Source organism: Actinoplanes sp. CA-131856 (assembly GCF_050956135.1).
Lineage (GTDB): Bacteria > Actinomycetota > Actinomycetes > Mycobacteriales > Micromonosporaceae > Actinoplanes.
In genome coordinates, this window is sequence record NZ_CP191849.1 from 6,626,803 (window position 1) to 6,649,859 (window position 23,057).

The 23,057-nt window shown below is 70.8% G+C and carries 23 protein-coding genes; 10 read left to right on the forward strand and 13 right to left on the reverse strand.

Translation table 11 applies throughout. The features are described from left to right. The first annotated feature begins 8 nt into the window (after nt 1-8). The 3 genes from ACQP2X_RS30750 to ACQP2X_RS30760 are packed head-to-tail and all read left to right on the forward strand — an operon-like array spanning nt 9 to nt 2,823. Nucleotides 9-1,031 carry a permease gene (locus ACQP2X_RS30750; protein WP_498687809.1) on the forward strand — a complete coding sequence of 341 codons (1,023 nt, stop codon included), beginning with the start codon at nt 9-11 and terminating at the stop codon, nt 1,029-1,031. Further along, nucleotides 1,028-1,732 (forward strand): TIGR03943 family putative permease subunit, encoded by a 705-nt coding sequence (locus ACQP2X_RS30755; RefSeq protein ID WP_498687811.1) that lies wholly within the window; start codon nt 1,028-1,030, stop codon nt 1,730-1,732. Before ACQP2X_RS30750 ends, ACQP2X_RS30755 begins: the two co-directional genes overlap by 4 nt. Continuing rightward, on the forward strand, nt 1,729-2,823 hold the full coding sequence (locus ACQP2X_RS30760) for a hypothetical protein (protein WP_498687813.1): 1,095 nt from the start codon (nt 1,729-1,731) through the stop codon (nt 2,821-2,823). The genes ACQP2X_RS30755 and ACQP2X_RS30760 overlap by 4 nt, the downstream gene beginning before the upstream one ends. Here the strand turns inward: ACQP2X_RS30760 and ACQP2X_RS30765 are convergent. The 9 genes from ACQP2X_RS30765 to ACQP2X_RS30805 all read right to left on the reverse strand — a co-directional run bounded on the left by ACQP2X_RS30765 (nt 2,820) and on the right by ACQP2X_RS30805 (nt 10,583). Beyond that, entirely contained in the window at nt 2,820-3,734 is a 915-nt protein-coding gene (locus ACQP2X_RS30765; RefSeq protein WP_498687815.1) for a hypothetical protein, read from the reverse strand. The genes ACQP2X_RS30760 and ACQP2X_RS30765 overlap by 4 nt on opposite strands. Continuing rightward, a complete protein-coding gene (locus ACQP2X_RS30770; RefSeq protein ID WP_498687816.1) occupies nt 3,731-5,302 on the reverse strand; it encodes a hypothetical protein in 1,572 nt (523 codons plus the stop codon). The genes ACQP2X_RS30765 and ACQP2X_RS30770 overlap by 4 nt, the downstream gene beginning before the upstream one ends. 69 nt (nt 5,303-5,371) lie before the next feature. After that, a complete protein-coding gene (locus ACQP2X_RS30775) occupies nt 5,372-6,562 on the reverse strand; it encodes an RNA polymerase sigma factor (protein WP_498687818.1) in 1,191 nt (396 codons plus the stop codon). Further along, nucleotides 6,559-6,930 (reverse strand): YciI family protein, encoded by a 372-nt coding sequence (locus tag ACQP2X_RS30780; RefSeq protein WP_498687819.1) that lies wholly within the window; start codon nt 6,928-6,930, stop codon nt 6,559-6,561. Before ACQP2X_RS30780 ends, ACQP2X_RS30775 begins: the two co-directional genes overlap by 4 nt. Nucleotides 6,931-6,994: 64 nt before the next feature. Then, nucleotides 6,995-7,258 carry a GlsB/YeaQ/YmgE family stress response membrane protein gene (locus ACQP2X_RS30785; RefSeq protein WP_498687820.1) on the reverse strand — a complete coding sequence of 88 codons (264 nt, stop codon included), beginning with the start codon at nt 7,256-7,258 and terminating at the stop codon, nt 6,995-6,997. Between the two features lie 45 nt (nt 7,259-7,303). Beyond that, nucleotides 7,304-8,077, reverse strand: a complete 774-nt coding sequence (locus ACQP2X_RS30790) for an ABC transporter ATP-binding protein (protein WP_498687821.1) — start codon at nt 8,075-8,077, stop codon at nt 7,304-7,306. A 9-nt stretch (nt 8,078-8,086) separates the two neighbouring features. Further along, a complete protein-coding gene (locus ACQP2X_RS30795; protein ID WP_498687823.1) occupies nt 8,087-8,851 on the reverse strand; it encodes an ABC transporter permease in 765 nt (254 codons plus the stop codon). Beyond that, entirely contained in the window at nt 8,848-9,618 is a 771-nt protein-coding gene (locus ACQP2X_RS30800; protein ID WP_498687825.1) for an ABC transporter permease, read from the reverse strand. Before ACQP2X_RS30800 ends, ACQP2X_RS30795 begins: the two co-directional genes overlap by 4 nt. Beyond that, complete coding sequence (locus ACQP2X_RS30805) at nt 9,615-10,583, reverse strand: ABC transporter substrate-binding protein (RefSeq protein WP_498687827.1); 969 nt, start codon at nt 10,581-10,583, stop codon at nt 9,615-9,617. Before ACQP2X_RS30805 ends, ACQP2X_RS30800 begins: the two co-directional genes overlap by 4 nt. A gap of 123 nt (nt 10,584-10,706) precedes the next feature. Between ACQP2X_RS30805 and ACQP2X_RS30810 the strand changes: the two genes are divergently transcribed. The 5 genes from ACQP2X_RS30810 (at nt 10,707) to ACQP2X_RS30830 (ending at nt 17,106) form a co-directional block, all read left to right on the forward strand. Further along, nucleotides 10,707-11,480, forward strand: coding sequence for an IclR family transcriptional regulator domain-containing protein (locus tag ACQP2X_RS30810; RefSeq protein WP_498687828.1), 774 nt, complete (start codon nt 10,707-10,709; stop codon nt 11,478-11,480). A 34-nt stretch (nt 11,481-11,514) separates the two neighbouring features. Beyond that, nucleotides 11,515-12,591 carry a hypothetical protein gene (locus ACQP2X_RS30815; RefSeq protein ID WP_498687831.1) on the forward strand — a complete coding sequence of 359 codons (1,077 nt, stop codon included), beginning with the start codon at nt 11,515-11,517 and terminating at the stop codon, nt 12,589-12,591. 90 nt (nt 12,592-12,681) lie between these two features. Then, nucleotides 12,682-14,001 (forward strand): glycoside hydrolase family 10 protein, encoded by a 1,320-nt coding sequence (locus ACQP2X_RS30820; RefSeq protein WP_498687832.1) that lies wholly within the window; start codon nt 12,682-12,684, stop codon nt 13,999-14,001. After that, nucleotides 13,998-15,299 carry an extracellular catalytic domain type 1 short-chain-length polyhydroxyalkanoate depolymerase gene (locus ACQP2X_RS30825; protein WP_498687833.1) on the forward strand — a complete coding sequence of 434 codons (1,302 nt, stop codon included), beginning with the start codon at nt 13,998-14,000 and terminating at the stop codon, nt 15,297-15,299. The genes ACQP2X_RS30820 and ACQP2X_RS30825 overlap by 4 nt, the downstream gene beginning before the upstream one ends. Before the next feature lie 196 nt (nt 15,300-15,495). Continuing rightward, entirely contained in the window at nt 15,496-17,106 is a 1,611-nt protein-coding gene (locus ACQP2X_RS30830) for a helix-hairpin-helix domain-containing protein (protein ID WP_498687834.1), read from the forward strand. A gap of 42 nt (nt 17,107-17,148) precedes the next feature. On the opposite strand, the gene ACQP2X_RS30835 is transcribed toward ACQP2X_RS30830, so the two are convergent. From ACQP2X_RS30835 to ACQP2X_RS30850, 4 genes are all read right to left on the reverse strand, one after another. Beyond that, nucleotides 17,149-17,754 (reverse strand): hypothetical protein, encoded by a 606-nt coding sequence (locus ACQP2X_RS30835; RefSeq protein WP_498687835.1) that lies wholly within the window; start codon nt 17,752-17,754, stop codon nt 17,149-17,151. A 13-nt stretch (nt 17,755-17,767) separates the two neighbouring features. Then, nucleotides 17,768-18,817: a phosphate ABC transporter substrate-binding protein PstS gene (pstS, locus tag ACQP2X_RS30840; protein WP_498687836.1), complete on the reverse strand. Its 1,050-nt coding sequence runs from the start codon at nt 18,815-18,817 to the stop codon at nt 17,768-17,770. Nucleotides 18,818-18,828: 11 nt separating this feature from the next. Beyond that, nucleotides 18,829-20,091, reverse strand: coding sequence for a GlnX family signal transduction membrane protein (locus ACQP2X_RS30845; protein WP_498687837.1), 1,263 nt, complete (start codon nt 20,089-20,091; stop codon nt 18,829-18,831). Nucleotides 20,092-20,178: 87 nt separating this feature from the next. Next, entirely contained in the window at nt 20,179-20,490 is a 312-nt protein-coding gene (locus ACQP2X_RS30850; RefSeq protein ID WP_498687838.1) for a hypothetical protein, read from the reverse strand. A gap of 108 nt (nt 20,491-20,598) precedes the next feature. On the opposite strand from ACQP2X_RS30850, the gene ACQP2X_RS30855 reads away from it, so the two are divergent. Both ACQP2X_RS30855 and ACQP2X_RS30860 read left to right on the forward strand, forming a co-directional pair. After that, a complete protein-coding gene (locus ACQP2X_RS30855) occupies nt 20,599-21,642 on the forward strand; it encodes a phosphotransferase (RefSeq protein WP_498687840.1) in 1,044 nt (347 codons plus the stop codon). 24 nt (nt 21,643-21,666) lie between these two features. Continuing rightward, nucleotides 21,667-23,034 carry an MFS transporter gene (locus ACQP2X_RS30860; RefSeq protein ID WP_498687841.1) on the forward strand — a complete coding sequence of 456 codons (1,368 nt, stop codon included), beginning with the start codon at nt 21,667-21,669 and terminating at the stop codon, nt 23,032-23,034. The last annotated feature ends 23 nt before the right edge of the window (nt 23,035-23,057 follow it).

Genomic DNA, 23,057 nt, shown 5'->3' on the forward strand with positions numbered 1-23,057 from the left:
CCGACCCCATGGGAGAGATTTTGACCCGCCTCCAGGACATCGACTGGACCGAGCCTCCGCCCGCGCCCGCTCCCCCGAAGGAGCGGAAGATCGGCTCGCTGGAGGTGCTGGCCGGGCTGCTCGTGCTGCTGGTGCTCTTCCGCGAGCAGCTGGCCGGGCTTGTCGACGGCGCCCGGCTGCAGACCTGGACCACGGTCTTCGTGTCCGTGCTGGTGCAGGCGGCGCCGTTCCTGGTCTTCGGGGTGGCGCTGTCGGCGGTGATCGCGGTCTTCGTGCCGCGCTCGTTCTGGGCGAAGGCGCTGCCGAAGCATCCGGCGCTCGCGGTGCCGGCGGCCGGCCTGGCCGGGGTGGCGCTGCCCGGCTGCGAGTGCGGCAGCGTGCCGATCGCCGGGTCGCTGATCCGGCGCGGGGTGACGCCCGCCGCCGCGCTGGCCTTCCTGCTGGCCGCGCCCGCGATCAACCCGATCGTGCTGACCGCCACCGTGATCGCGTTTCCCGGGCGGCCGGAGATGGCGGTCGCCCGTGGCGTGGCCAGCCTGCTTGTCGCCGTACTCATGGGCTGGCTCTGGCTCCGCCTCGGCAAGCAGGAGTGGATCAGGCTGCCGCACCGCCCGGAGCTCGACGACCTCTCGAAGGCGCGCGCGTTCTGGGCGGCCTGCCGGCACGACGTCATGCACGCGGGCGGCTTCCTGGTGATCGGCGCGGCCGCGGCGGCGACGATCAACGTCATCGTGCCCGAGTCCTGGCTGCAGAGCCTGGCCGGCAACGCGGTGCTGTCGGTGATCGCGCTGGCCGTGCTGGCCGTGCTGCTGTCGATCTGCAGCGAGGCCGACGCGTTCGTGGCGGCGTCGCTGTCGCAGTTCTCGCTGACGTCGCGGCTGGTCTTCCTCGTGGTCGGCCCGATGGTCGACCTCAAGCTGATCTCGATGCAGGCCGGCGTCTTCGGCCGCCGTTTCGCGTTCCGCTTCGCGCCGGCGACATTCGTCGCGGCGCTCGGCATCGGCTCGGGCGTGGGGGCGATCTTCCTATGAGCAAGTTGACCCAGGCCGTCGTCATGCTCCTTTTCGGCGGAGCCATCCTTCGGGCGTCCTTCACAGACCTTTATCTGCGGTACGTTAAGGAGGGGCTCCGTCCGTTTCTGATCGGGGCGGGCCTGTTGCTGGTGGCGGCGGCCGTGATGACCCTCTGGTACTCGTTCCGGTCTCCCTCCTCGGACGAAGACCACAACCATCACGAGCCCCGCGTGGGGTGGCTGCTCATCCTTCCGGTGCTCGGGCTCCTCCTCGTCGCCCCGCCGGCCCTCGGCTCGTACGCCGCATCGCAGGCCGGCAGCGTCACCGCCCAGTCGCCTGACAATTCGGACTACCCGCCGCTGCCCGAGGGTTCCCCGGTCGACGTCGGCCTGGTCGACTACGCGTCGCGGGCCCTGTACGACGGGGGCAAGAGCATGCAGGACCGGGACGTGCGGCTCACCGGCTTCATCACGACCGCGCCCGACGGCAAGCCGATGCTGGCCCGGATCGTGCTGTCCTGCTGCGCCGCCGACGGCCGCCCCATCAAGATCGGCCTGAGCGGCCGCGCGCCGATCGACGTGCCCACCGACACGTGGGTCGCGGTGACCGGCGCCTACACGCCCGAGAAGGGCAAGGACCCGGTCAACAACGTCGACGTGGCCTACCTCGAGGTGAAGACCTGGGAAGAGGTCCCCGAGCCGAAGCAGCCGTACGCATGAGCCTGCTCTCCCGGCGGCGCCTCTCCGGCGCCGCTCTCTCCGTCGCGCTCGCCGCCGGGGCGTTCCTCATCATCGGCACGCCGGGCACCAGCACCCCCACGCCGCCGCCCGCGCGGGCCTCGGCCACCGTCGCCTGGCCCGCCGCGGCCCGCGCCGACCTTCCGGCCGGCCTGCCGGACGGGCCGCTCTTCAACCCGTCGATCTTCCTGGACGCGACCACCGCGGTCGGCACGGCGCCCACCCCGGCCGGCGACGAGGCCCGGCTGCTGCTGCGCTCCGGCTCCACGCTGCGGGAGCTGCGCCGGGTGCCGCTCGACGGGAACCCCCAGTTCGAGGCGTTCACCGTCAGCGGCGACCAGCTGTTCTGGACCGAGTCCACGGACGGCTCGGCCACGGTGAAGATCTGGACCGCCAACCTGTCCGGCAACCGGGCCCGCCTGCTCACGGCCGACACCGGGAACGCGGTCTTCTATGGCAACCAGTACGACCTGGTGGTCGCCGACGGCCGCGTCCACTGGACGGCGGCCCCGGCCAAGGGCGACTCCACCAAGGAGACCGAGATCCGCTCGGTCCCGGTGACCGGCGGCCCGGTCCGCGTGAAGCGGGAGCCCGGCCAATGGTCCCTGTCGGCGTGGCCCTGGCTGGTCGACGACGGCAGCGCCTCGGGCACCCCGCGCCTGCGCAACATGGCCACCACCCGCGACAGCGAGATCGTCAGCACCGGAACCGAACAACTGACCTGCGGCCCGGTGTGGTGCCGGTCGATGGTCCTGGGCGGCGACGTGGTGGCCCGCATCGACCTGGTCCGCCCCGACGGCACCGACCGCCGCCGCATCGCCGGCGGTGCCGCCCAGTCCGCCGTCACCGACGTGGCCGTCCTCGACCGCTTCGAGATCCTGGCCGAGCCCACCCCCGAGACCGACCTGACCGGGGTGGCCGCCCTGGTCGTCTACGACGTGGCCACCGGCCGCACGATCGACGTGGCCCCCGCCGTCGACGGCGCCTTCGCCCGGGACGGCATGCTGTGGTGGTCCACCAGCACCGCCAACGACGAGATCACCTGGCATTCCCTGGACCTCCGCACGGTTTAGGGCGCGCCGGGGTCGACGTAGACGAAGCCGCCCGAATAGGGGCGGGTGGTCAGCCGGACCCGGTAGATGCCGGGAGCGGCGTAGCAGAGCGGATCGAGGGCATCGCCCGGAGTGGAGCGGTTGTCCACATAGGCGCAGCCACCCGGGCGGATGCGGAGCCACTCCGGGTTGAAGCGGTCGGTACGGACGATCGTCACGGGAGCTCCCGGCTGGGACAGCGCCCGGGCCAGGCGCTGGTCGGGCGGGACGGCCCAGGGGCGCTGCCAGGCCAGGATCAGGGCCACGGCCAGGGCGAGGACGGCGGTCACGCGGAGGCGGGGCAGGCCCGCGGCCGTCCGGTCGAAGTCGCGGACCAACCGGCCCAACGGCCAGCCGTAGAAGACGTGGGCGCCCAAGGCGATGACTATCGGAACCGGGCGGCCACTGAGACCGTAGCGGTCGGCGAACGGGCTGAGCAGAGCGACCGTCTCCAGGAACAGACCCCAGGCGACACCGAACAGAAGCGGGCGCCGGGCGAACAGGGCGGCGTAGGCGATGCCGAAGGTCACGCCGTTGGACAGGTGGTACAGCCAGCCGAGGGCCGAGGTGAGCGGTGATGAGGCGGCGGCGTCGGCGATGAGGAGGCCGTACGTCTCGATGGGCGCGAAAACGCGCTGACCGGCCAGGGCAACGGGAACGCGCACCAGGTCGTAGCCGACGAGGCCGGCCAGGCCGGCTACCGCGCCGACGCGGATCCTGGCCCGCGGGTCCGGATCGACCCGGGGGACGGTCGCGATCACGGTCAGGGCGATCATCGAGGGCACCGAGACCGACCAGAAGACCGTGCGCATGGGCGCGATGCCGTAGAGGTCGGCCAGGAGCGCGGCGATGGAGCCGCCGGCCAGCAGGAAGACGGCCAGCCGGCTCTTCACTGTCGTTCCGGCGGGATCGGCGGCCGGGGCCGGCGCGGAGAAGGATCCTCGGGTCCGGTTCGGCGGGCCGGTCTCCGGCGCGGCCGGTTCTCCCGTTCGGGGGCGTCGGGGAGGAAGTCGTCGAGGTCGTCCCAGGGTCGGCCGCGGCCGTGATCGGGTGGCGGAAGGTCCGGGGGCGGGTGCGGGAGGGGATGTACGCCCCGGGCCGGCCCCTCGGCCGAGGCCGACGCGGCCCGGTAGAGGTGCCCCTGTTCGGCGTGGCCGGGCTCGTATGAGGACGACCGGTAGACCGTGCCGCGATCCGGGGGCTCCGGCTGAGCAGAGGGCTCAGGCTGATGATGCGGCTCAGGCTGAGGATAGGGGTCGGGCTGGGGGTAGGGGTCGGGCTGGGGCGGCGGCTGATGGCGGGGCTCGGGCGCTGACTGATGGCGGGGCTCCGGTGGTGGCTGGCGGGGCTCCGGCGGTGGCTGATGGCGGGGCTGGGGTCGCCTCTGGTGGCGGGGCCGGGGCTCCGGCGGTGCGGCGGGCGGCCGAGGGTCTGGGGGCCACAAGGCGGCGCCACGGTCCGGCGGGTGGGGCGCGGTGCGGGAAAGGGCGGCCGACGCGCCGGCGGCACCCAGGCCGAGGCCCACCAGGGCGCCCATCGCGGCCGCCGAAGCGCCGATGGAGCTCCGCGCCAGCACGTGGGTGGCACCCTCGGACTGGAACCAGGCGAGCACCCCCTCCAGACCCAGCCCGGAGCACGGGCGCCCGTCGGCGGTGACGCACTCGGACCAGCCGCCGTCGTCGGCGTAGGCACCGCGGATACGCATTGCCTGGACTACGGCGACCGCGGCCAGGAACACCGCCGGACCCGGCATCCGGGAGCCCCGGGCCAGGGTCACCGAGACCAGGGCCGCGAAGATCCCGCCGAGGAACTTGAAGGCCCAGCTGTCGATGAGGCCGTCGAGCAGCAGGCCGGCGCTCTCGCCGAGCATCACCATGAAGGGGTTGACCATCGCGTCGAGCCGGGGCCGGGCCTGACGGGCCAGGATGCCGCACAGGCCACGCCAGACCCGGACGAGCGCGAAGTTCAGGATCACCCCGATCGGCGACGTGGCCAGGGCCAGCAGCACCAGGCCGAGCAGGATCGCGGCCGCCGAGGAGATCAGGGTGGCGATCACCAGGGCCACCGCCATGCCCCACAGCAGCATCGCGAAGGCGCCGGGGCGGCTGGCCGTCATGGCCTCGGCGAAGCGCCGGGGCAGGACCGCCACGTCGGCCCGGAAGGCGGTCCAGCCGCGCGTCCAGGCGTACGTGATCACGCCGCTCACGAACGTGAACAGGATCAGCCAGAACAGGGCGTTCAGGGAGTGGCCGTCGGCCGTCGTGATCGTGCGCGCGCCCTCGCCCTTGCTGCCCTCCAGGCCGACCGCCATCGCGTAGGTGTTCCAGGCCCACCCGGCGAGGAACGCCAGCGCGCTGAGCAGCAGGGTCAGGCGCCAATGGGCGCGTGTCCACTGCCACCACTGTGCGAGGACGTCGCGGGTCCACCGCATGCTGTCCTGGAACGACATGGTCTCGGCCATGCTGATCACCCACTCGAGGGCGCCGACGAGCCGACCGTAGGCACGGGCGCGGCGCCGGGTCAGTCGCCTTTACGTCGGTGCCGAAGGGTGACACCGGGCGGCCCGGGACTCCAGGTAGCGCTGCTCGGCCTGGCTTGTCGTGGCCTTGGCGGCGCGCCGGTAGAGGTCGTGGGCGGCGGTCCGGTCGCCGGCCTTCTCCAGCAGGTGGGCCCGCACGGACAGGAGCCGGTGGTGGCGGGCCATCCGGTCGTCGGCGTCCAGGGTCGCCATCAGGGCGAGGCCGGCCCGCGGGCCTTCGATCTCGGCCAGGGCGATGGCCCGGTTGAGCGTGACCATCGGGTTGGGGGCGACCCGCTCCAGGATCAGATAGAGCGCGTGGATCTGCCGCCAGTCGGTCGCGGCCGCCGTCTCCGCGTCGGCGTGGGTGGCGGCGATGGCCGCCTGCAGGAGGTAAGGGCCGAGCTCGGGGCCGGCCAAGGCCTTTTTCACCAGGTTCATGCCGTCGGCGATCGACGAGCGGTCCCAGGCCGTACGGTCCTGCTCGTCCAAAGGAACCAGATCGCCGGCCGGCGTCGTGCGGGTCGCGCGCCGGGCGTCGGTCAGCAGCATCAGCGCCAGCAGGCCGGTCACCTCGCTGTCGTCCGGTCGCTGGGCGTGGACGGCGCGGGTCAGGCGGATGGCCTCGGTCGCCAGGTCGGCCCGGTGGACGGCGGTGTAGCCCTCGTTGAAGATCAGATAGAGCACGTGCAGGACCGCGGAGAGCGGCGCCGGCTCTCGGAACGTGCTCCCGGCGTCCTTGATGAGGCGCTTGGCCCGGCTGATCCGTACGGCCATGGTGGCCTCGGGCACCAGGAAGGCGCGGGCGATCTCGCCAGTGGTCAGGCCGCCGACCGCGCGCAGGGTGAGCGCGATCTGCGAGCCGGGCGTGAGCGCGGGATGGCAGCACAGGAGCAGCAGCGTCAGCGTGTCGTCGGTGTCCGGCACCTCGGCGGCGACCGTGGCGAGCGAGTCGGCGGTCTCCCGGGAGCGGCGGGCCACGTCGCTGCGCAGCTGGTCGATCAGGCGGCGGGAGGCGACGGTGGTGAGCCAGCCGCGCGGGTTGGCCGGCACTCCCGAGGACGGCCACTGCACCGCGGCGGCCAGGACCGCCTCCTGCACCGCGTCCTCGCAGTCCTCGAAGCAGCCGTAGCGGCGGACCAGCGTCCCGAGGACCTGCGGCGTGTGCTCGCGCAGCAGGTCCTCGATCGCCGAGCGGGTCACGCCTCGAGCGCCCCGTCGTAGAACATGACCGGGCGCACCTCGACCGCGAGGCCGGCCAGGGCGGCGTCCGGGACGCGGGCGGCGATCTCAAGGGCCCGCTCCCGGCTCTCGCAGTCGACCAGGTAGAAGCCGCCCAGATATTCCTTGGCCTCGGCGAACGGACCGTCGGTGACGACGGTCCGCCCGTCGCGGACCGAGACCACGGCCGACTGGGACGGGTCGGCCAGGGCCTGGGTCAGGATCAGCTCGCCGGACTCCTTCAGCTCGGCCAGCAGGGCGCCGTGGCCGTCGCCGATCGCCGCCTTCTCCTCGTCGGTCAGCGCGTCCAGGACGGCCGGGTTGATGTGCATGCCGATGACGAACTTCATCGTGAGCTCCTCTTCCGTGTGGTGTCACCCATGAGTCGGAGCCACCGATGAAGTCTTTACACGCTCAGGGCCGTCGCCGGACTCCGGCCACCAGGGCGACGCCGCCGGCGGCCAGCGCGATCTGCAGGATCAGCTCGATCCAGTCGATGCCCCGGGTGTCGTCGACACCGATGGCGGCCGCGATGAACGTGCCGATCAGGGCGGCCACGATGCCGATGAGCAGGGTGAGCCAGATAGGGATGTTCTGCTTGCCCGGAACGACCAGGCGCCCCAGCGCTCCGATGATGAGACCGATGATGATGGCGGTAAAGATCCCGGTGATCTCCATGCTGCCTCCCGAGTGGTCCGTTCCAGCATGGACCCTCGGCACCGGTCAGCGGGAGCCCCGTTTGGCCTTCTGGATCTGCTCGTAGACGTGGGCCCGCAGCTCGGTGAAGCGCTGGTCGGCCCGGGTGTGCAGCTGGTCGCGCTCGGCCGGGAGGTCGACCGTGATCTCGTCCTGCACCACGGTCGGCGACGACGACAGCATGATGACGCGGCGGCCCAGATAGACCGCCTCGTCGATGTCGTGGGTGATGAACAGGACGGTCACCTTCAGGCGCTGCCAGAGGGCGCGGACCAGGTCTTCCAGGTCGGCCCGGGTCTGCGCGTCGACGGCGGCGAACGGCTCGTCCATGAGCAGCGTCGACGGCTCGTAGGCGACCGCGCGGGCGATGGCCACGCGCTGCTGCATGCCACCGGAGAGCTGCCAGGGATGGGCCGACTCGGTGCCGGCCAGGCCCACCGCCTCCAGCGCCTGGTCGACGAGCTCGTCGCGGCGCCGGCGCGGCACGCGTTTCTGCTTGAGCGGCAGCGCGACGTTGTCGCGCACGGTCATCCACGGGAACAGGCTGCGGCCGTACTCCTGGAAGACCATGGCCAGACCCGGCGGCGGACCGCTGACCTCGTGCCCGTCGAGTTTGACAGTGCCCGACGTCTGCGTGAGCAGGCCGGCGATGCAGCGCAGCAGCGTGGTCTTGCCGCAGCCGGACGGGCCGACCAGGCAGACCAGGTCGCCGTTGTCGACGGTGAACGTCAGGTCGCGCAGCGCCTCGACCTCGCGGCCGCCGGTGCTGTAGACCTTGCGCAATCCCTGCACTTCAAGCATGGCGATCCCTCATGACTTGCGCTGCGCGTCGCGCAGACCGTGGTACCAGCGGAGCGCCCGCCCCTCGGCGAGCCGGAACAGCAGGGACAGCGCGAAGCCGAGCAGGCCGAGCAGGATGATCCCGCTCCACATCTCGGGGATGGCGAAGCTGCGCTGGAACTGCACGATGGTGAAGCCGAGGCCGTTGCTGGCCGCGAACATCTCGCTGATCACCATCAGGATGATCGCGATGGAGAGCGCCTGCCTGAGCCCGGCCGCGATCTGCGGCGAGGCGGAAGGGAGGATGACCGTACGGATCCACGCGAGACCCCGTACGCCATAAGCCTTTGCGGTGTCGAGCTGGACCGAGTCGACTGCCCGGACCCCCTCGACGGTGTTGAGCAGGATCGGCCAGACGCAGCCGAAGACGATCACGATGATCTTCATACCGTTGCCGATGCCGGCGAACAGCATGATCACCGGGACGAGAACCGGCGGCGGAATAGCGCGGAAGAATTCGAGCACCGGTTCCACAGTCGCCCGGAGCCGCCGGTTGAGTCCAATCGCGACCCCCATCGCGATGCCGAGGATCGCCGCCAGAATATATCCGGACAAAAGGCGGATCAGACTCGGCAGGACATCAGCCCGGAGACGTTCCGGCGTCCACGTGTCGACAAATGCCCGCAAGATGTCCCTGAGAGGCGGCGCATAGAAGTTCTCACTGCCGTTGCTGAGGACGAACCAGCCGAGCAGCAACACAAGGGGCAGACCGGCGACGTAGAGGAAACGCTTCACGCCGGGACCTCCCCGCGGACGGACTGATGCCAGGACAGCGAGCGGCGCTCGACGACCCGCGCGGCCAGGTTGATGGCCACACCGAGCAGGCCGGTGACCGCGATCAGCGCGTACATGTCCGGGACGGCGCCCGACGTCTGCGCGACCGCGATCAGCTTGCCCAGGCCGGGTGCGCCGATGACCAGCTCGGCCGTGACCGCCAGGACCAGGGCCACCGAGGCGGCCAGGCGGATGCCGGTGAAGACGTACGGCAGCGCGGTCGGCCAGAGCACGTTGCGGACCCGGGCCCACGCGCTGAAGCGGAAACTGCGCGCGGTCTCGTCGGCGATCGGGTCGACGTCGGCCACGCCGTAGAGCACCTGGACCAGGACCTGCCAGAACGAGGCGTAGACGACGAGCAGCAGGACCGAGCCGAGGTCGGTGCCGTAGAGCAGGACCGCGAGCGGGATCAGGGCCACCGACGGGATCGGGCGCAGGAACTCGATGGTGGACGCCGTGGCGGCGCGGAGCACGGGCACCGCGCCGACCACGAGGCCGATCAGCACGCCGGCGGCCACGGCGATCAGCAGGCCGAGGGCCCACCCGGTCAGGGTGTCGCCGACGGCCTGCCAGAACGCCGTGGTGCCGAGCTCGTCGGCCAGCGCCGCCGCGATCGCGCTGGTGGGCGGCAGATAGCTGTCGTCCACCAGCCCGAGTCGCGGCAGCAGCTCGATCACACCGAGCAGCCCGGCCAGGCCGGCCAACCCGAGGAGGGCCTTGGACCTCACGGCAACAGCTTCGCCAGGTCAGGCGTCTTGCCGTCGAAGATGCCGTCCTTGGCGCCGAGGTCGGCCAGGGTCTGCACCGAGTCCTTGTTGATCTCGGTCGGCCACTTCGGGAGGATCATCGCGGCCCGCGTCTTCTCGTCGATCTTGGTGTACGTCCCGAGGACCGCCCGCACCTCGTCGGGGTGCGCGTCGGCGTACGCCAGCGACTCGTTGATCGCCTCGGTGAAGCGCTTGACCAGGTCGGCGTCCTCACCCTCGAGCTTGGTCGAGGTGAAGTAGGCGGCCACCGACAGGTTGGGCGCGGCGTCGACGAAGTTGGAGGCCACGAGCCGGGCGCCGGCCGCCTTGGCCTGTGAGAGCTGCGGCTCGACGAGCCAGGACGCCTCGACCTGCCCGCCGGCGAGAGCCGCCGGCGCGTTGGGGAAGGGCATCTCGACGAAATTGATCTTCGACGGGTCGCCGCCGGCCTTGCGCACCGACTCGCGGACCGTGGTGTCGCCGATGTTCTTCAGCGTGTTCACCGAGATCTTCTTGCCGGCCAGGTCGGCCGCGGTCTTGATCGGGCTGTTCGCGTTCACCACCACGCCGCCGAAGTCCTTGCCCTGCTCACCGACGGACGAGACGCCGGCCGAGACGGCCTTGATCGGCACGTTCTTCGTCTGCGCCAGCAGCAGCGAGGTGAAGTTGCTGAACCCGAACTGGAACTGGCCGCTGACCACGCCGGGCACGATGGCGGCGCCGCCCTGGCCGCTCTCCATGGTCAGGTTGATCTTGCGGTTGGTGAAGAAGCCCTTCTGCTGCCCCAGATAGATCGGGGCCACGTCGACGATCGGGATGACACCCACCTTGACCTGGTCGACACCACTGCTGTCGGTGGAGCCGGCGGTGCCGTCGTCCGACGATCCACACGCTCCCGTGCCGGCGATGAGCGCCGCTATAGCTACACCTATCAGGACACGCCGCATAACGTTCCTCCGGTTGAGGCTGTGCTTTTTCTGGTGTGCGCATTGCGAACAAGAGTTCTCATGGAGAACGCTAGGATGTGCCCCGTGTCACGTCAACGATCTTTATCAATTGGATAGCAAGCTATGAGGGAACCCCATCACGTCCAGTCCCTGGAGCGCGGCCTCGCGGTCATCCGCGCCTTCGACGCCGACCACACCGAGCTCACCCTGAGCGAGGTGGCGAGGATCTGCGGCCTCACCCGGGCCGCCGCGCGCCGCTTCCTGCTGACCCTGGCCGACCTGGGATATGTGCGGACGGACGGGCGGCTCTTCTCGCTCACACCCCGGGTGCTCGATCTGGGATACGCCTATCTGTCGAGCCTGACGCTGCCGGACGTGGCCGCTCCCCACCTGGAGAGGCTGGCCGCCGAGCTGCACGAGTCGTCGTCGCTCTCCGTTCTCGACGGTGATGACATCGTCTATGTGGCCCGGGTGCCCACCTCGCGGATCATGGCGGTCGCCATCACCGTGGGAACGCGATTTCCCGCGTACGCCACGTCGATGGGCCGGGTACTGCTGGCCGGATCCTCCAATTTAGACGCCTACCTCGCCCGTGTCCGCCCGGAAAAGCTGACGAACCGGACTCTCTCGTCACCCGAGGCCCTGCGGACGGAGATCGCCAAGGTACGGGCACAGGGCTATTCGATCGTCGATCAGGAGCTCGAGGAGGGGCTGCGGGCGATCGCCGTCCCGATCCACGACCGCGCCGGCGCGGTGGCCGGCGCGGTCAACGTCTCGGTGCAGGCGGCCCGGGCCACGGTCGACGTGATGCGGCGCCGCTTCCTGCCGCCCCTGCTCGCCACGGCCGCCGCCATCGACGCCGACCTCCGGCGCACCGCAATCATCCGGATCGGGTGAGGCGCGGCGCGCCCGGCCCTACGACGGTCTATGCATGAGCGCCGGGGCGACAGCAGTGTTCCTGGCAGTGGTGGCTGCCCGCTTCATCGTGCCGCTGTTCATCCCGAGGTTCCCGCTGCCGGCCATCCTGGCCGCGCTGATCCTCGACGGCGTCGACCAGACGATCTTCCAGACGTTCGGCTACGACCCGCCCGGCTACCAGAACTACGACAAGGCGATGGACGTCTACTACCTCGCCATCGCCTATCTGGCCACGCTGCGCAACTGGACCAGCATGCCGGCCGTCGGTATCGCCCGGTTCCTGTACTTCTACCGCCTGGCCGGTGTCGTGCTGTTCGAGTTCACCGGCTGGCGGGCCGTCCTGCTGATCTTCCCCAACACCTTCGAGTACTTCTTCATCGCGTACGAGATCGTCCGCCTGCGCTGGAGCCCCACCCGCTACGGATTCCGCTGGTGGCTGGCGGTGGCCGCGGGCATCTGGATCTTCATCAAGCTGCCGCAGGAGTGGTGGATCCACATCGCCCAGCTCGACGTCACCGACACCGTGGCCGCCTATCCGGTCGCCGCCGCGGTGGTCGCCCTGGTGGCCGTGGGCCTGGCGATCGGCGTGTGGATCTGGGCCCGGCCGCGCCTACCGCAGCCGGACTGGTCGTGGCACGTGCACTCCGACCCCTTGCCGGTGGGGATGTCCGACGTGGCGGCCCGCCGCCGGCTTCTCTCCGCCGGAACCCTGGAGAAGGTGGTGCTGATCGGCCTGCTCAGCGTCATCTTCGGCGAGCTCCTGCCGGATCTGCGCTCGACCGGCCTGGAGCTCTTCCTCGGCATCGCCGCCTTCGTCGTGGTGAACGCCGCGATCACGCTGTGGGTCGCGGGCACCTCGTTCAAGGTCGCCACGATGGCCGGCGCCTTCGCCGCGCGGCTGGTGCTGAACATCGTGCTCGTCATCGTCGCCGCGTGGCTGCTGGGCCGCGGTGACCTCAACGTGGGCGCCACTCTCTTCTTCGTCGTGCTCCTGAGCCTGCTCACACTCTTGGACGACCGGTACCGGCCGGCCTACGAATGCCGAAAGTTACGGGATTCTGCCGTTGTATCTTCCGGAACGAGTCGTTAAAGTTTCGATCGATCCGGGTCACTGTATTCAGGTGCGGCACTGAGGTCGGGCAAGCCTCCGCCGCTTTATGCGTCCCCGAAAGGCTTCGGCATGAGATCCCGCTTCCTTGCCCTCGCTCTGGTCATCCCCGCCGCCGGCGTCTTCGTCGCCGCCTCCGCCGACGCGGCCACCACGCTCGGCGCCTCGGCCGCGGCCACCGGCCGCTACTTCGGCACGGCCGTCGCGGCGTACAAACTCAGCGACTCGACCTATGCGAACATCCTCAGCACCGAGTTCAACTCGGTCACCCCGGAGAACGAGATGAAATGGGACGCCACCGAGCCGTCCCAGGGCACCTTCTCCTTCGGCTCGGCCGACCAGATCGTCAACCTCGCCCGCTCGCAGGGCAAGAAGGTCCGCGGCCACGCGCTCGCCTGGCACTCGCAGCAGCCGTCCTGGGCCCAGAACCTCAGCGGCACCGCGCTGCGCAACGCCATGGTCAACCACGTCACCCAGGTCGCCACCCACTACAAGGGCCAGATCGACTCGTGGGACGTGGTGAACGAGGCCTTCGCCGACGGCGGCGGTGGCGGCCGGCGCGACTCCAACCTCCAGCGCACCGGCAACGACTGGATCGAGGTGGCCTTCCGGGCCGCGCGGGCGGCCGACCCGGCGGCCAAGCTCTGCTACAACGACTACAACACCGACGGGCAGAACGCGAAGAGCAACGCGGTCTACGCGATGGTGCAGGACTTCAAGGCGCGCGGCGTGCCGATCGACTGCGTCGGCTTCCAGTCGCACTTCAACTCGGCCTCCCCGCTGCCCTCGGACTACCAGGCCAACCTCCAGCGCTTCGCCGACCTGGGCGTCGACGTGCAGATCACCGAGCTCGACATCGAGGGATCGGGCACGGCCCAGGCGTCGTCGTTCGCCGCGGCCACCCGGGCCTGCCTGGCCGTCACCCGCTGCAACGGCATTACCGTGTGGGGCATCCGTGACACCGACTCGTGGCGGGCCAGCGGAACGCCGCTTCTCTTCGACGGCAGCGGCAACAAGAAGGCGGCCTACACCGCCGTGCTGGACGCGCTGAACGGCGGGACCACCACCCCTCCGACCACTCCTCCGCCCACGACGACTCCCCCGCCTTCCGGTGCCGGCTGCAGTGCTTCCGTCACGCTCAACCAGTGGAACGGGGGCTTCGTCGCCACTGTCCGCGTCACCGCCGGAAGTTCCGCGATCCGGGGATGGACGGCCACGGTCACCCTGCCGTCCGGCGCCGCCGTCACCAACACGTGGAACGCGTCGCGCAGCGGCTCGGCCTTCACGAACGTCTCCTACAACGGGTCGGTCACGGCCGGCGGCTCGACCGAGTTCGGCTTCCAGGGGACCGGCACCGGCCCGTCCGCCGCCACCTGCGCGGCCCAGTCATGATCAAGCGCCTGCTCGCCGCCGTCGCCGCCGTTCTCGTCGGCGCGTTCGTCGCCGCCGCACCCGCCTCGGCGGCGTCACTCCAAGAGGTCACCGGCTTCGGGACCAACCCCACAAACCTCCGGATGCATCTGTACGTCCCGGACCGGCTCCCGGCCGCACCGGCGCTGCTCGTCGCCGTGCACTACTGCACGGGGACAGGGCCGGCCTTCTACTCCGGCACGGAGTTCGCGTCGCTGGCCGACCAGTACGGCTTCATCGTGATCTATCCGTCGGCCACCCGCAGCGGCCAATGCTTCGATGTGTCCACCGCGGGCGCGCTTCGTCACGACGGCAACAGCGATCCGGTCGGGATCGTGTCGATGGTCAGATACGTGCAGCAGCGGTACGGCACGGACACGGCCCGCACGTTCGTGACCGGAGCGTCGTCGGGCGGCATGATGACCAACGTGCTGCTCGGCGACTACCCGGACGTGTTCGCGGCCGGCGCGGCGTACATGGGTGTGCCGTTCGGCTGCTTCGCCACGACCGACGGGTCGCTGTGGAACACGGCCTGCGCCAACGGTCAGGTCTCGAAGACCCCACAGGCTTGGGGCGATCTCGTACGGGCGGCGTACCCCGGATATAGCGGCAGGCGCCCGCGCATGCAGGTCGTGCACGGGACCACCGACACGACGCTGCAATATCCGAACTTCGGCGAGGCCATCAAGCAGTGGACCAATGTGCTGGGCGTCAGCCAGACACCGGCCATGACCGATTCGCCGCAGCCGAACTGGACCCGCACCCGGTACGGGTCGTCGTCGGCCCAGGCACCGGTCGAGGGGATCAGCGTGGCCGGGGTGGGGCACTCGCTCCCACTCAGCGGGATGGCCCGGATGGCCATCACGTTCTTCGGCCTGGACTCCACTGTTCCGCCGACCACTCCCCCGCCCACGACGCCACCGCCGACCACTCCGCCGCCGACCACGCCACCGCCGACCGCGGGCGCCTGCCGCGTCTCGGCCACGGTCAACGCCTGGAACACGGGCCTGACCGCCCAGGTCACGATCGCCAACACCGGCACCGCGGCGATCAACGGCTGGAGCCTCGGTTTCGCCCTGCCGGCCGGTCAGAGCATCACGTCGGGCTGGAACGCCACCTATAGTCCGGCCTCGGGTCAGGTGACCGCCCGCAACGCCAGTTACAACGGGGCTCTGGCCCCAGGGGCGTCAACCACCATAGGCTTCCAGGCCACACATACCGGGAACAGCGCCGCGCCGTCCGGCTTCACGCTGAACGGCACGGCCTGCTCCTCAACCTGATCCCCGAGATCAGGGAGGCGCCGCCGCGGGACCGTCCCCCGCGGCGGCGCCCTTTTAATTTCTCATCCATTAGTGACGAATCACTGACGGCCGGTGAGCAATGTCGCCCCGTCGGTACCACCCTCATGGTGCCCAAACAGCGAGATGTGCAAAGCTGCGCGCTAAATCTGCATTCCTCGTTGTCCGGAGGCCCTTGATGGCATTCTTCTACCTAATTGCCGGGGTCGTGATCGGCTTCGCCGCCGGCTGGCTCTTGCGCCCCACCCGCAAGTCCGACAAGCCCGCGACCACGCCCGTCGCCGCCCAGCCCACCACCGCGCCGGCCGCCATCCCCACTCCGGCCACCGAGGACCACTCACCCACCACAGCCCCGGAGCCCACCACGTCGGCCGACCCCGACCCGGTAGCCACCGAGCCCGTACCCACCGACCTCCCCACCCCCGGCGACGCCGCCAAGTCCGCTTCACCCACACCTTCCACCATCGACGAGCCCGCGACCGTCCAGCCTTCCGCCATCGACGAGCCCGCGACCGCCAAGCCTTCCGCCGAGAAAGAGCAGGCCGAGCCCGCCGCTGTCGCGCTGTCCGCCAAGGAAGAGCAGGCCAAGCCCGCGACCGTCGCGCCGTCCGTTGACAACGAGCTCGCTTCCGCCGCGCCCTCCGCCGACGACGAGCCCACCAAGGCTGCCGCCGTCGCGCCCTCCGCGAGCGACGACCCTTCCGAAGCCGCGCCCGCCGAGCCTGTTGCCGCCGAGCCCGTCGCGACGGACGAGCCCGCCGCCGCCAAGCCGGAGGCCGCCACTCAGCTGGAGCCGACCGTTCCGGCGATCGAGCCGAACCAGGCCGACGAGCCCAAGTCCGCCCTCGAGGCCGACGCTGCCAAGACCGACCCGGCCGCCGTCGAGGAGAAGCCGGAAGCCGCCGCCGAGCCGGACACCAAGCCGGCCACCCCCTCTGCCGCGGATTCGCCCGCGGAGCCGGACCGGGCCGAGAAGCTGGAGCCCGTCGCCGCGGCCGCCGAGCCGGCCGTCATCGCCGAGCCGATCACTTCGGAGCCGGCCGAGGCCACCAAGCCCGAACCGGCCACCACCCTCGAGCCCATCGGCACCGAGCCGACCCGCGCCGCCGAGGCCGATGCCGAGCCGGCCCGCGCCGTCGAGGACGAGCCGACTCGCGCCGCCGAGGCTGAGGCCGAGCCGGCCCGCATCGCCGAGACCGAGCCGACTCGCGCCGCCGAGGCTGAGGCCGAGCCGGCCCGCGCCGCCGAGGACGAGGCGGCCCGCGCCGTCGGGGCCGCGCCGGCCTTCGCTGAGCCGGTGGCCGCGAGCGTTGTCGAGCCTGTTGCCAAGCCGAAGCGGACCCGGGCTCCCCGGCCGCGGCCGGTCGCGGAGCCCGTCGTTGCGAACGAGGCTTCCGCGCCGGTGTCCACTGTCGACACTGTGGCGGTTGTTCCCGGTGCGGCGGAGGCCGAGCAGGTCGCCGTGATTCCCGCGCCGGTGGCTGTGGCGGGTGCCGGTGACGTTGCCGGCGAGACCGTTGCCGCTGTGCCGGGGATCGGCGAAGCCGATGAGGTTGCCGCGGCGCCCGCGCCGGTGGCGGTTGCCGTGGCCGAGCCGGATGACCTGACCAAGATTCCCGGGGTCGGGCCCAAGATTGCGATCGCGCTCGCGGCGGGTGGCTTCACCACGTACCGGCAGATCGCCGACGCCGACGCGGCCACGCTGCGAGCCGCGATTCTGGCCGGTGGGCTGCGGTCGGCGCCCTCGGTGGCCACCTGGCCCGAGAAGGCCAAGCAGCTGATCGGCTGACCCGCGCCGCTTCGGTGCCCGGCGAGCGCCGCTCGCCGGGCATCACCGTCTCCGGGTTTCGGCCCAGAGGTCCCCGCCCTCGGCCCACGTGCTCAGCCACTCGTGCAGCGACGGAGTCACCTGATAGACGCCGTCCTCGGGGTTCTGGCCGTCGAACGGATCCCAGCCGTCGGCGTCGTACAGCAGGACCGGGTTGCCGGGCTTCGAAAGGTCGGCATACCAGTACATTGTGCAGCCGCCCGGAGCGAGCTCGAGCCACGACTCGGGCCGGCCACGCTCCCGGCCGCCGTGATGGAGGGCGGCCACGTCGCCGATCCGGGCGAAGCCGCGAGGGCCGGGGCCGAATCCACCGTCGGCGACCTCCGTGTAGAGGCGCCTCAGCAGTTCCGGCCACGGCCACCCGACCTGCCGTTCGGCATCTTCGACGTTAGCGGGAGTGGCGGGTGGATGGAGCGGGCCTCGGGGCGCGTCCCGGTAGTACTCCAGCGCCTCGGCCGCGCCGGCCGGGTACAGGACCATGCCGTCGCTTCTGAAGGTGAGGCCCTCGCCGGAAGGCGGCCTCGCCCAGTCGAGCGGAACCGGCGCCGTGTCGAAACGGCGAGCCGGATCGTAGGCCCGGGCGCGGAGCTTTTCGAGGAGCGGTTCCACGCGGTACAGGGTGTCAGAGGGAGCCGATGGCCGCGGTCACCCGTTCCCGCAAGGTGCTGGGGAGCGGCGCGTATCCCAGGCGCGTCGCTGCTTCCTGGCCGGCGGCGCTGGCGGCGTACCCCAGGAAGCTCTTGACCAGCGCGGGCGAGCCCGACCGGCACACGACCTCGTAGGTGACCAGGACCAGCGGATAGGCCGCGGCGTCCTTCGTCGCGTAGTTCAACTGGAGCTTGAGATCGTGGCCGGAACCGGTGACCTCGGCCGCGGCCACCGTGCGGGCGGCGGCCTCGTCGGTCAAGGGGACGAACTCGCCGGCCGCGTTGCCCACGCGGGCGGTCGGGAGGTTGTGGAAGCGGGCGTACGAGGACTCGACGTACCCGATCGCGCCGTCGGTGCTCTCGATGGCCGAGACCAAGCGGTTGCTGCCCTGCTGGGCTGTGCCGCCGGGAGCCGGCCAGGACGAGCCGGACGGGAGCGCCCAGTCGGCCTTTGCCGTGGCGGCCAGGAACTTCGTGAAGTTGTCGGTTGTGCCCGAGCTATCGGCGCGGTGGATCGTGCGGACCGGGGTCGAGGGCAGGATCAGGCCGGGGTTGTCCTTCTTGACCCGGGCGTCGTCCCAGCGCTTGATCCTGCCGGTGAACAGGGCGGCGATCGTGCCGGGGGCCAGGCGCAGCTCGTCCACGCCGGCCACGTTGAAGGCGAGCGCGATCGGGCCGACCACCATGGGCAGGTGGATCGCCGGGCCGGAGGCGCAGCGGGCGGTCGCCCTGGCCACGTCGGCGGCGGCGATCGGCGAGTCGGAGCCGGCGAAATCGCCGGTGCCGCCGTAGAAGGCGCGCAGGCCCGCCCCGGAGCCTGTGCTGGCGTACACCAGGGAAGCCTTTGGGCAACTCACCTGGTAGTTCTTGATCCAGGCGCTGACGGCGGTGGCCTGCGCGGACGATCCCTGCGCGGTGATCGAGCCCTCGGCGCAGGCGATCGGCGTCACGTCGTCATAGGTGCGCGGCGCCTCGCAGGCGCCGACGGCGAGCAGCAGCACCAGGCCCAGCGCGCGGATTCTCACTGCCACTCCCCTCATCGGTATTCGGCGAATCTCTTGCGGACGGAGAACGGCACCAGCAGGATCACCAGGCCGATCGCGACGGCCGGGATCCAGGTCCAGCCGGTGAGCAGCTGCGACGTGGTCCGCATGGCCTCGTCGAAGGCGTCCTGACGGTCGTCGGCGATCTCGGCCACCGCGGCGTCGTAGTAGGAGAAGTCGAAGACGGCGTCGCCGCGGCGGATGCCGGTCAGATAGCCGATGGCCGACGCGTCACGGCCCTGGTCGGCGAGCGCCAGGATGCGGCCGTGCGCTTCCCGATAGGCACGCCATCGGGTCAAGACCTGATCGGTGTCGTACGGGCTGACGTCGCGCCCGGAAGCAACGGTGCGCAGCCCCGCGTCGCCGTCCAGGAAGGCCGCCTTACGGTCGAAGTCCTGCTTGTAGAAGGCGAGCTTGTCGCTGATCAGGTAGCGGCTGGTGTCGGCGGCGGCGTCGTAGCTGACGGCCCGCGCCGAGGAGAGGGCGAGGAACGGGCGCAGGCTGTCGTCGCGGGCCGCGCCGAGCCGCTGCTCCTGCACGACCAGCACGGCGAGCGCGGGGCCGACCAGGGCCACGGTCAGCAGGGTGGCGGCGATCAGGGACGGGTTCAGCATCCGGCGGAAGCGGCGGGCCAGCCACACCTGAAAGGCGATGAGCAGGACGACGAGCGCGAGACCGAGAAGCGAGGCCAGGACCAGGGCCCACTGCTGGGTGGTTCGCTTGGAGGCGTACGCCCGGTCGAGCCTCTCCTCGCTCAAGGTGCGCAGCCGCTCGGCCTCGGGGAGCAGGTCGAGGTGGAGCACGTTGGTGGCCTGCGTGTAATAGCCGGCGGCACCGGCGCCGGCGGTGAGTGCCTGCCAGACGCGCTCGCGATAGGTGGACAGGCCGTCCATCAGGTCGAGGACGCCGACCGAGGAGGCCATGAGCTTCTGCAGGTCGGCGTCGACCTGGCGGCTGCGTTCCCGATAGGTGCCGAGGGCGTCGGTCTGGCTGTTGGCCAGCGAGTCCTTGCCGTTGCTGAGCACGAGCCGGGCGACCTGGGCGTCCATGTCGCTGAGCGCGAAGTAGAGATCGGCGGCGGTGGCGGCCTGCGGCGCGGCGTCGTCACCGATGATCCGGACCTGGTCCTGGACCCGGGACATGAGGACGCTGGTCGAGGCGAGCAGGGCGACAGCGGTCAGAACGGTGACCGTCACCCACAGCCGCAGACGGGCCGGGGTCTCCGCCTTTCGGAGCCCTTCGAGAACTGCTGGCACAACCGTCACGGTAATGCACGGCGGCAATTCCCTTGACCTCGGAAGATCGAATTCCTGCTGTTTACCCGGCGTCCATTTCCCGGAAAACTAAATCGCCGCGGACCGTAACCGCTGCTGCGGAACTCCGGCCGCTTCGAGCCGTTTCGCGACATCTCGCCGCGGATTGTCGACGAAGACGGTGACGTGGTGATCGTCGCCGAGCGCACAGGCGGCAGCGACCGAGCCGACGCTGACGGGATCGAGCTCGGGCACATCGGCCAGGTCGACGATCAGGCGAAACGGACGTATCTTGCGAACCGTGTGCACGAGAACGCGGCGAAACTCGACCGTCTGGTCGTCACCCACCTCCCCGTGCGGGGCGATGACCACGCTGCCGTCGGCGCCGGTGCGCACGTCCACAGAACTCCGCATGAAAGGCACTCCTCGTTACCCCGCGTTAAGCCGCCCGCCCACAGTACGACGCGAATTCCGCCCGCGTCGACCACCGAAGGAGTTCCGAATCCCACAATGAATCCTTTCGAGGCCCCCTTGGCCGCGATATGCCGGAAATGGGGACTGAACCCTTCCGAGGCCGAGCTGCTGCAGAATTCGACGCACGCGGTCATCCGCTTTCCCCGAGCCGAGGTGCTGATCCGCCTGGCCCGCGACGTTCATGCGGACCTTCATCTCGTACGGGTCGCGGCAGCACTCGCCGAGGCAGAGGTCCCCATCGCGAGGTTGTGGGCACCGGAACCGGAACAGGCGGAGGGCTGGTCGGCCACCGCGTGGCATCTGCTCCCGCCGCCGCCGGCTGAGCGCTACCCCGCCGCCGACCTGGCCGAGCCGTTGCGAAGGCTCCACGGCTGCCGCCTGCCGCTCGACCTGCCGGCGTGGGACCTGCCGGGCATGATTCTGAGGGCTTTGGATCGCCCACTGCCGCCCGAGTGGGCGCCGACGGAAGTAGGCATGTCCGCCGACGAGCTGCGAGCCCGCCTAAAAGCGCTATGCCACGAAATTTCGGGCGATTTGAGGGCAGCACTGGGCACCGGCAGCGCGGGCACAGACGGCGCGGGAGTGAGCACGGGCGGCGCGGGCGGCGCGGGCAGCGCGGGCAGCGCGGGCAGTGCGGGCGCGGGAGTGAGCACGGGCGGCGCGAGCGGCGCGGGAGTGAGCACGGGCGGCGCGGGCGCGGGCGGCGGGGGGCTCGGGCTCGGGACGGTGCATGGGGATGCCCATACCGGGAATCTGCTTTGGGATCCGGGGCGCGGGGCGGTGCTCTGCGATCTCGACACGGTTGCCTGGGGGCCGCTTGAGGTTGATCTCGTGCCGGCGGCTCATGGGGTGGAGCGGTTTCGCCGTGATGCTCGTGACTATGAGCGACTCGTCGAGGGGTACGGGTTTGACGTTCGTGAGTCGCCGGTCTGGGGCGTTCTGCGGCGGCTCCGGGATCTGCAACTGGCCGTTTACCTGTTGCCGCGACCCCCGGCCGGGGAGGAACTCGGGCGGCGCGTGCGGGCGGTTCTCGACGATGACCACGATGCGGTCTGGCGTCGCTTCGGGGGGTATGCCTGAGGGCGTACGCGTATAAACGATCTTGTGCCGCGCCGTTATCTGATTCTTGCCATCTGCTGCAGCAGCCTGTTCATCGTCGGCATGGACAACACGATCGTGAACATCGCGCTGCCCTCGTTGCAGGACGATCTGGACGCGTCCCTGTCGGGGCTGCAGTGGACCATCGACGCGTACACGCTGGTCCTGGCCAGTCTGCTCGTGCTCGCCGGGTCGACGGCCGACCGGATCGGGCGGCGCCGGGTCTTCCAGACGGGGCTGGCCCTGTTCACGGCCGGGTCGCTGCTGTGCAGCCTCGCGCCGAGCCTCGGGTGGCTGATCGCCTTCCGGATGGTGCAGGCGGTCGGCGGCTCGATGCTCAACCCGGTCGCCATGTCGATCATCACGAACACGTTCACCGACGCCAAGGAGCGGGCGCGGGCCATCGGCGTGTGGGGCGCCGTCGTCGGGGTCAGCCTGGCGATCGGGCCGGTGCTCGGCGGCTTCCTGGTGCACGCGCTCGACTGGCGGGCGATCTTCTGGGTCAACGTGCCCGTCGGTGTGGCCGCCTTCCTGCTGGCGTGGCGCTTCGTGCCGGAGTCGCGGGCGCCGCACCCGCGCCGGCTCGACCCGGTCGGTCAGATCATCGTGCTGGTCCTCCTCGCGTCGGTCACCTACGGGATCATCGAGGGCCCCGGCTCCGGCTTCACCTCGCCCGAGATCCTCGGCTGCTTCCTGCTGGGCGCGGCCGCCCTGGCCGCGCTGCTGATCTACGAGCCGCGGCGCACGGAACCGCTGATCGAGCTGAAGTTCTTCAGGAGCGTCCCGTTCAGCGGGGCGACCCTGATCGCGGTGTCGGCGTTCGGGTCGCTGGCCGGCTTCCTGTTCCTGAACACGCTCTACCTCCAGGACACCCGAGGTCTCTCGGCCCTGCACGCCGGCCTCTACACGCTGCCGTTCGCCGCGATGACCGTCGTCTTCTCCCCTCTCTCGGGCCGGATCGTCGGCTCGCGCGGCACCCGCCTGCCGCTGACCCTGGCCGGTATTGCCTTCATCATCGGCATCCTGCCGCTGACCCAGCTGACCGCCGGCACCCCGGTCTGGCTGCTCCTCGCCTGCTACGTCGTCTTCGGTTTCGGATTTGCCATGGTCAACTCCCCGATCACGCAGACCGCCGTCTCGGGCATGCCCCGCGAACAGGCGGGCGTGGCCGCCGCCATCGCGTCGACCAGCCGCCAGGTGGGCACCTCGCTGGGCGTGGCCGTGATCGGCGCGGTGGTGGCCGGCGGCACGGCGAATTTCGCCGAGGCCAGCCACGCCGGCTGGTGGATCATCGTGGGACTGGGCGTGGCCGTACTGCTCCTCGCCCTGATCACGACGGGCCGCTGGGCCCGCTCCACCACCCCCACCGGCTGAACGAAGCCGACGACCCGGACAAT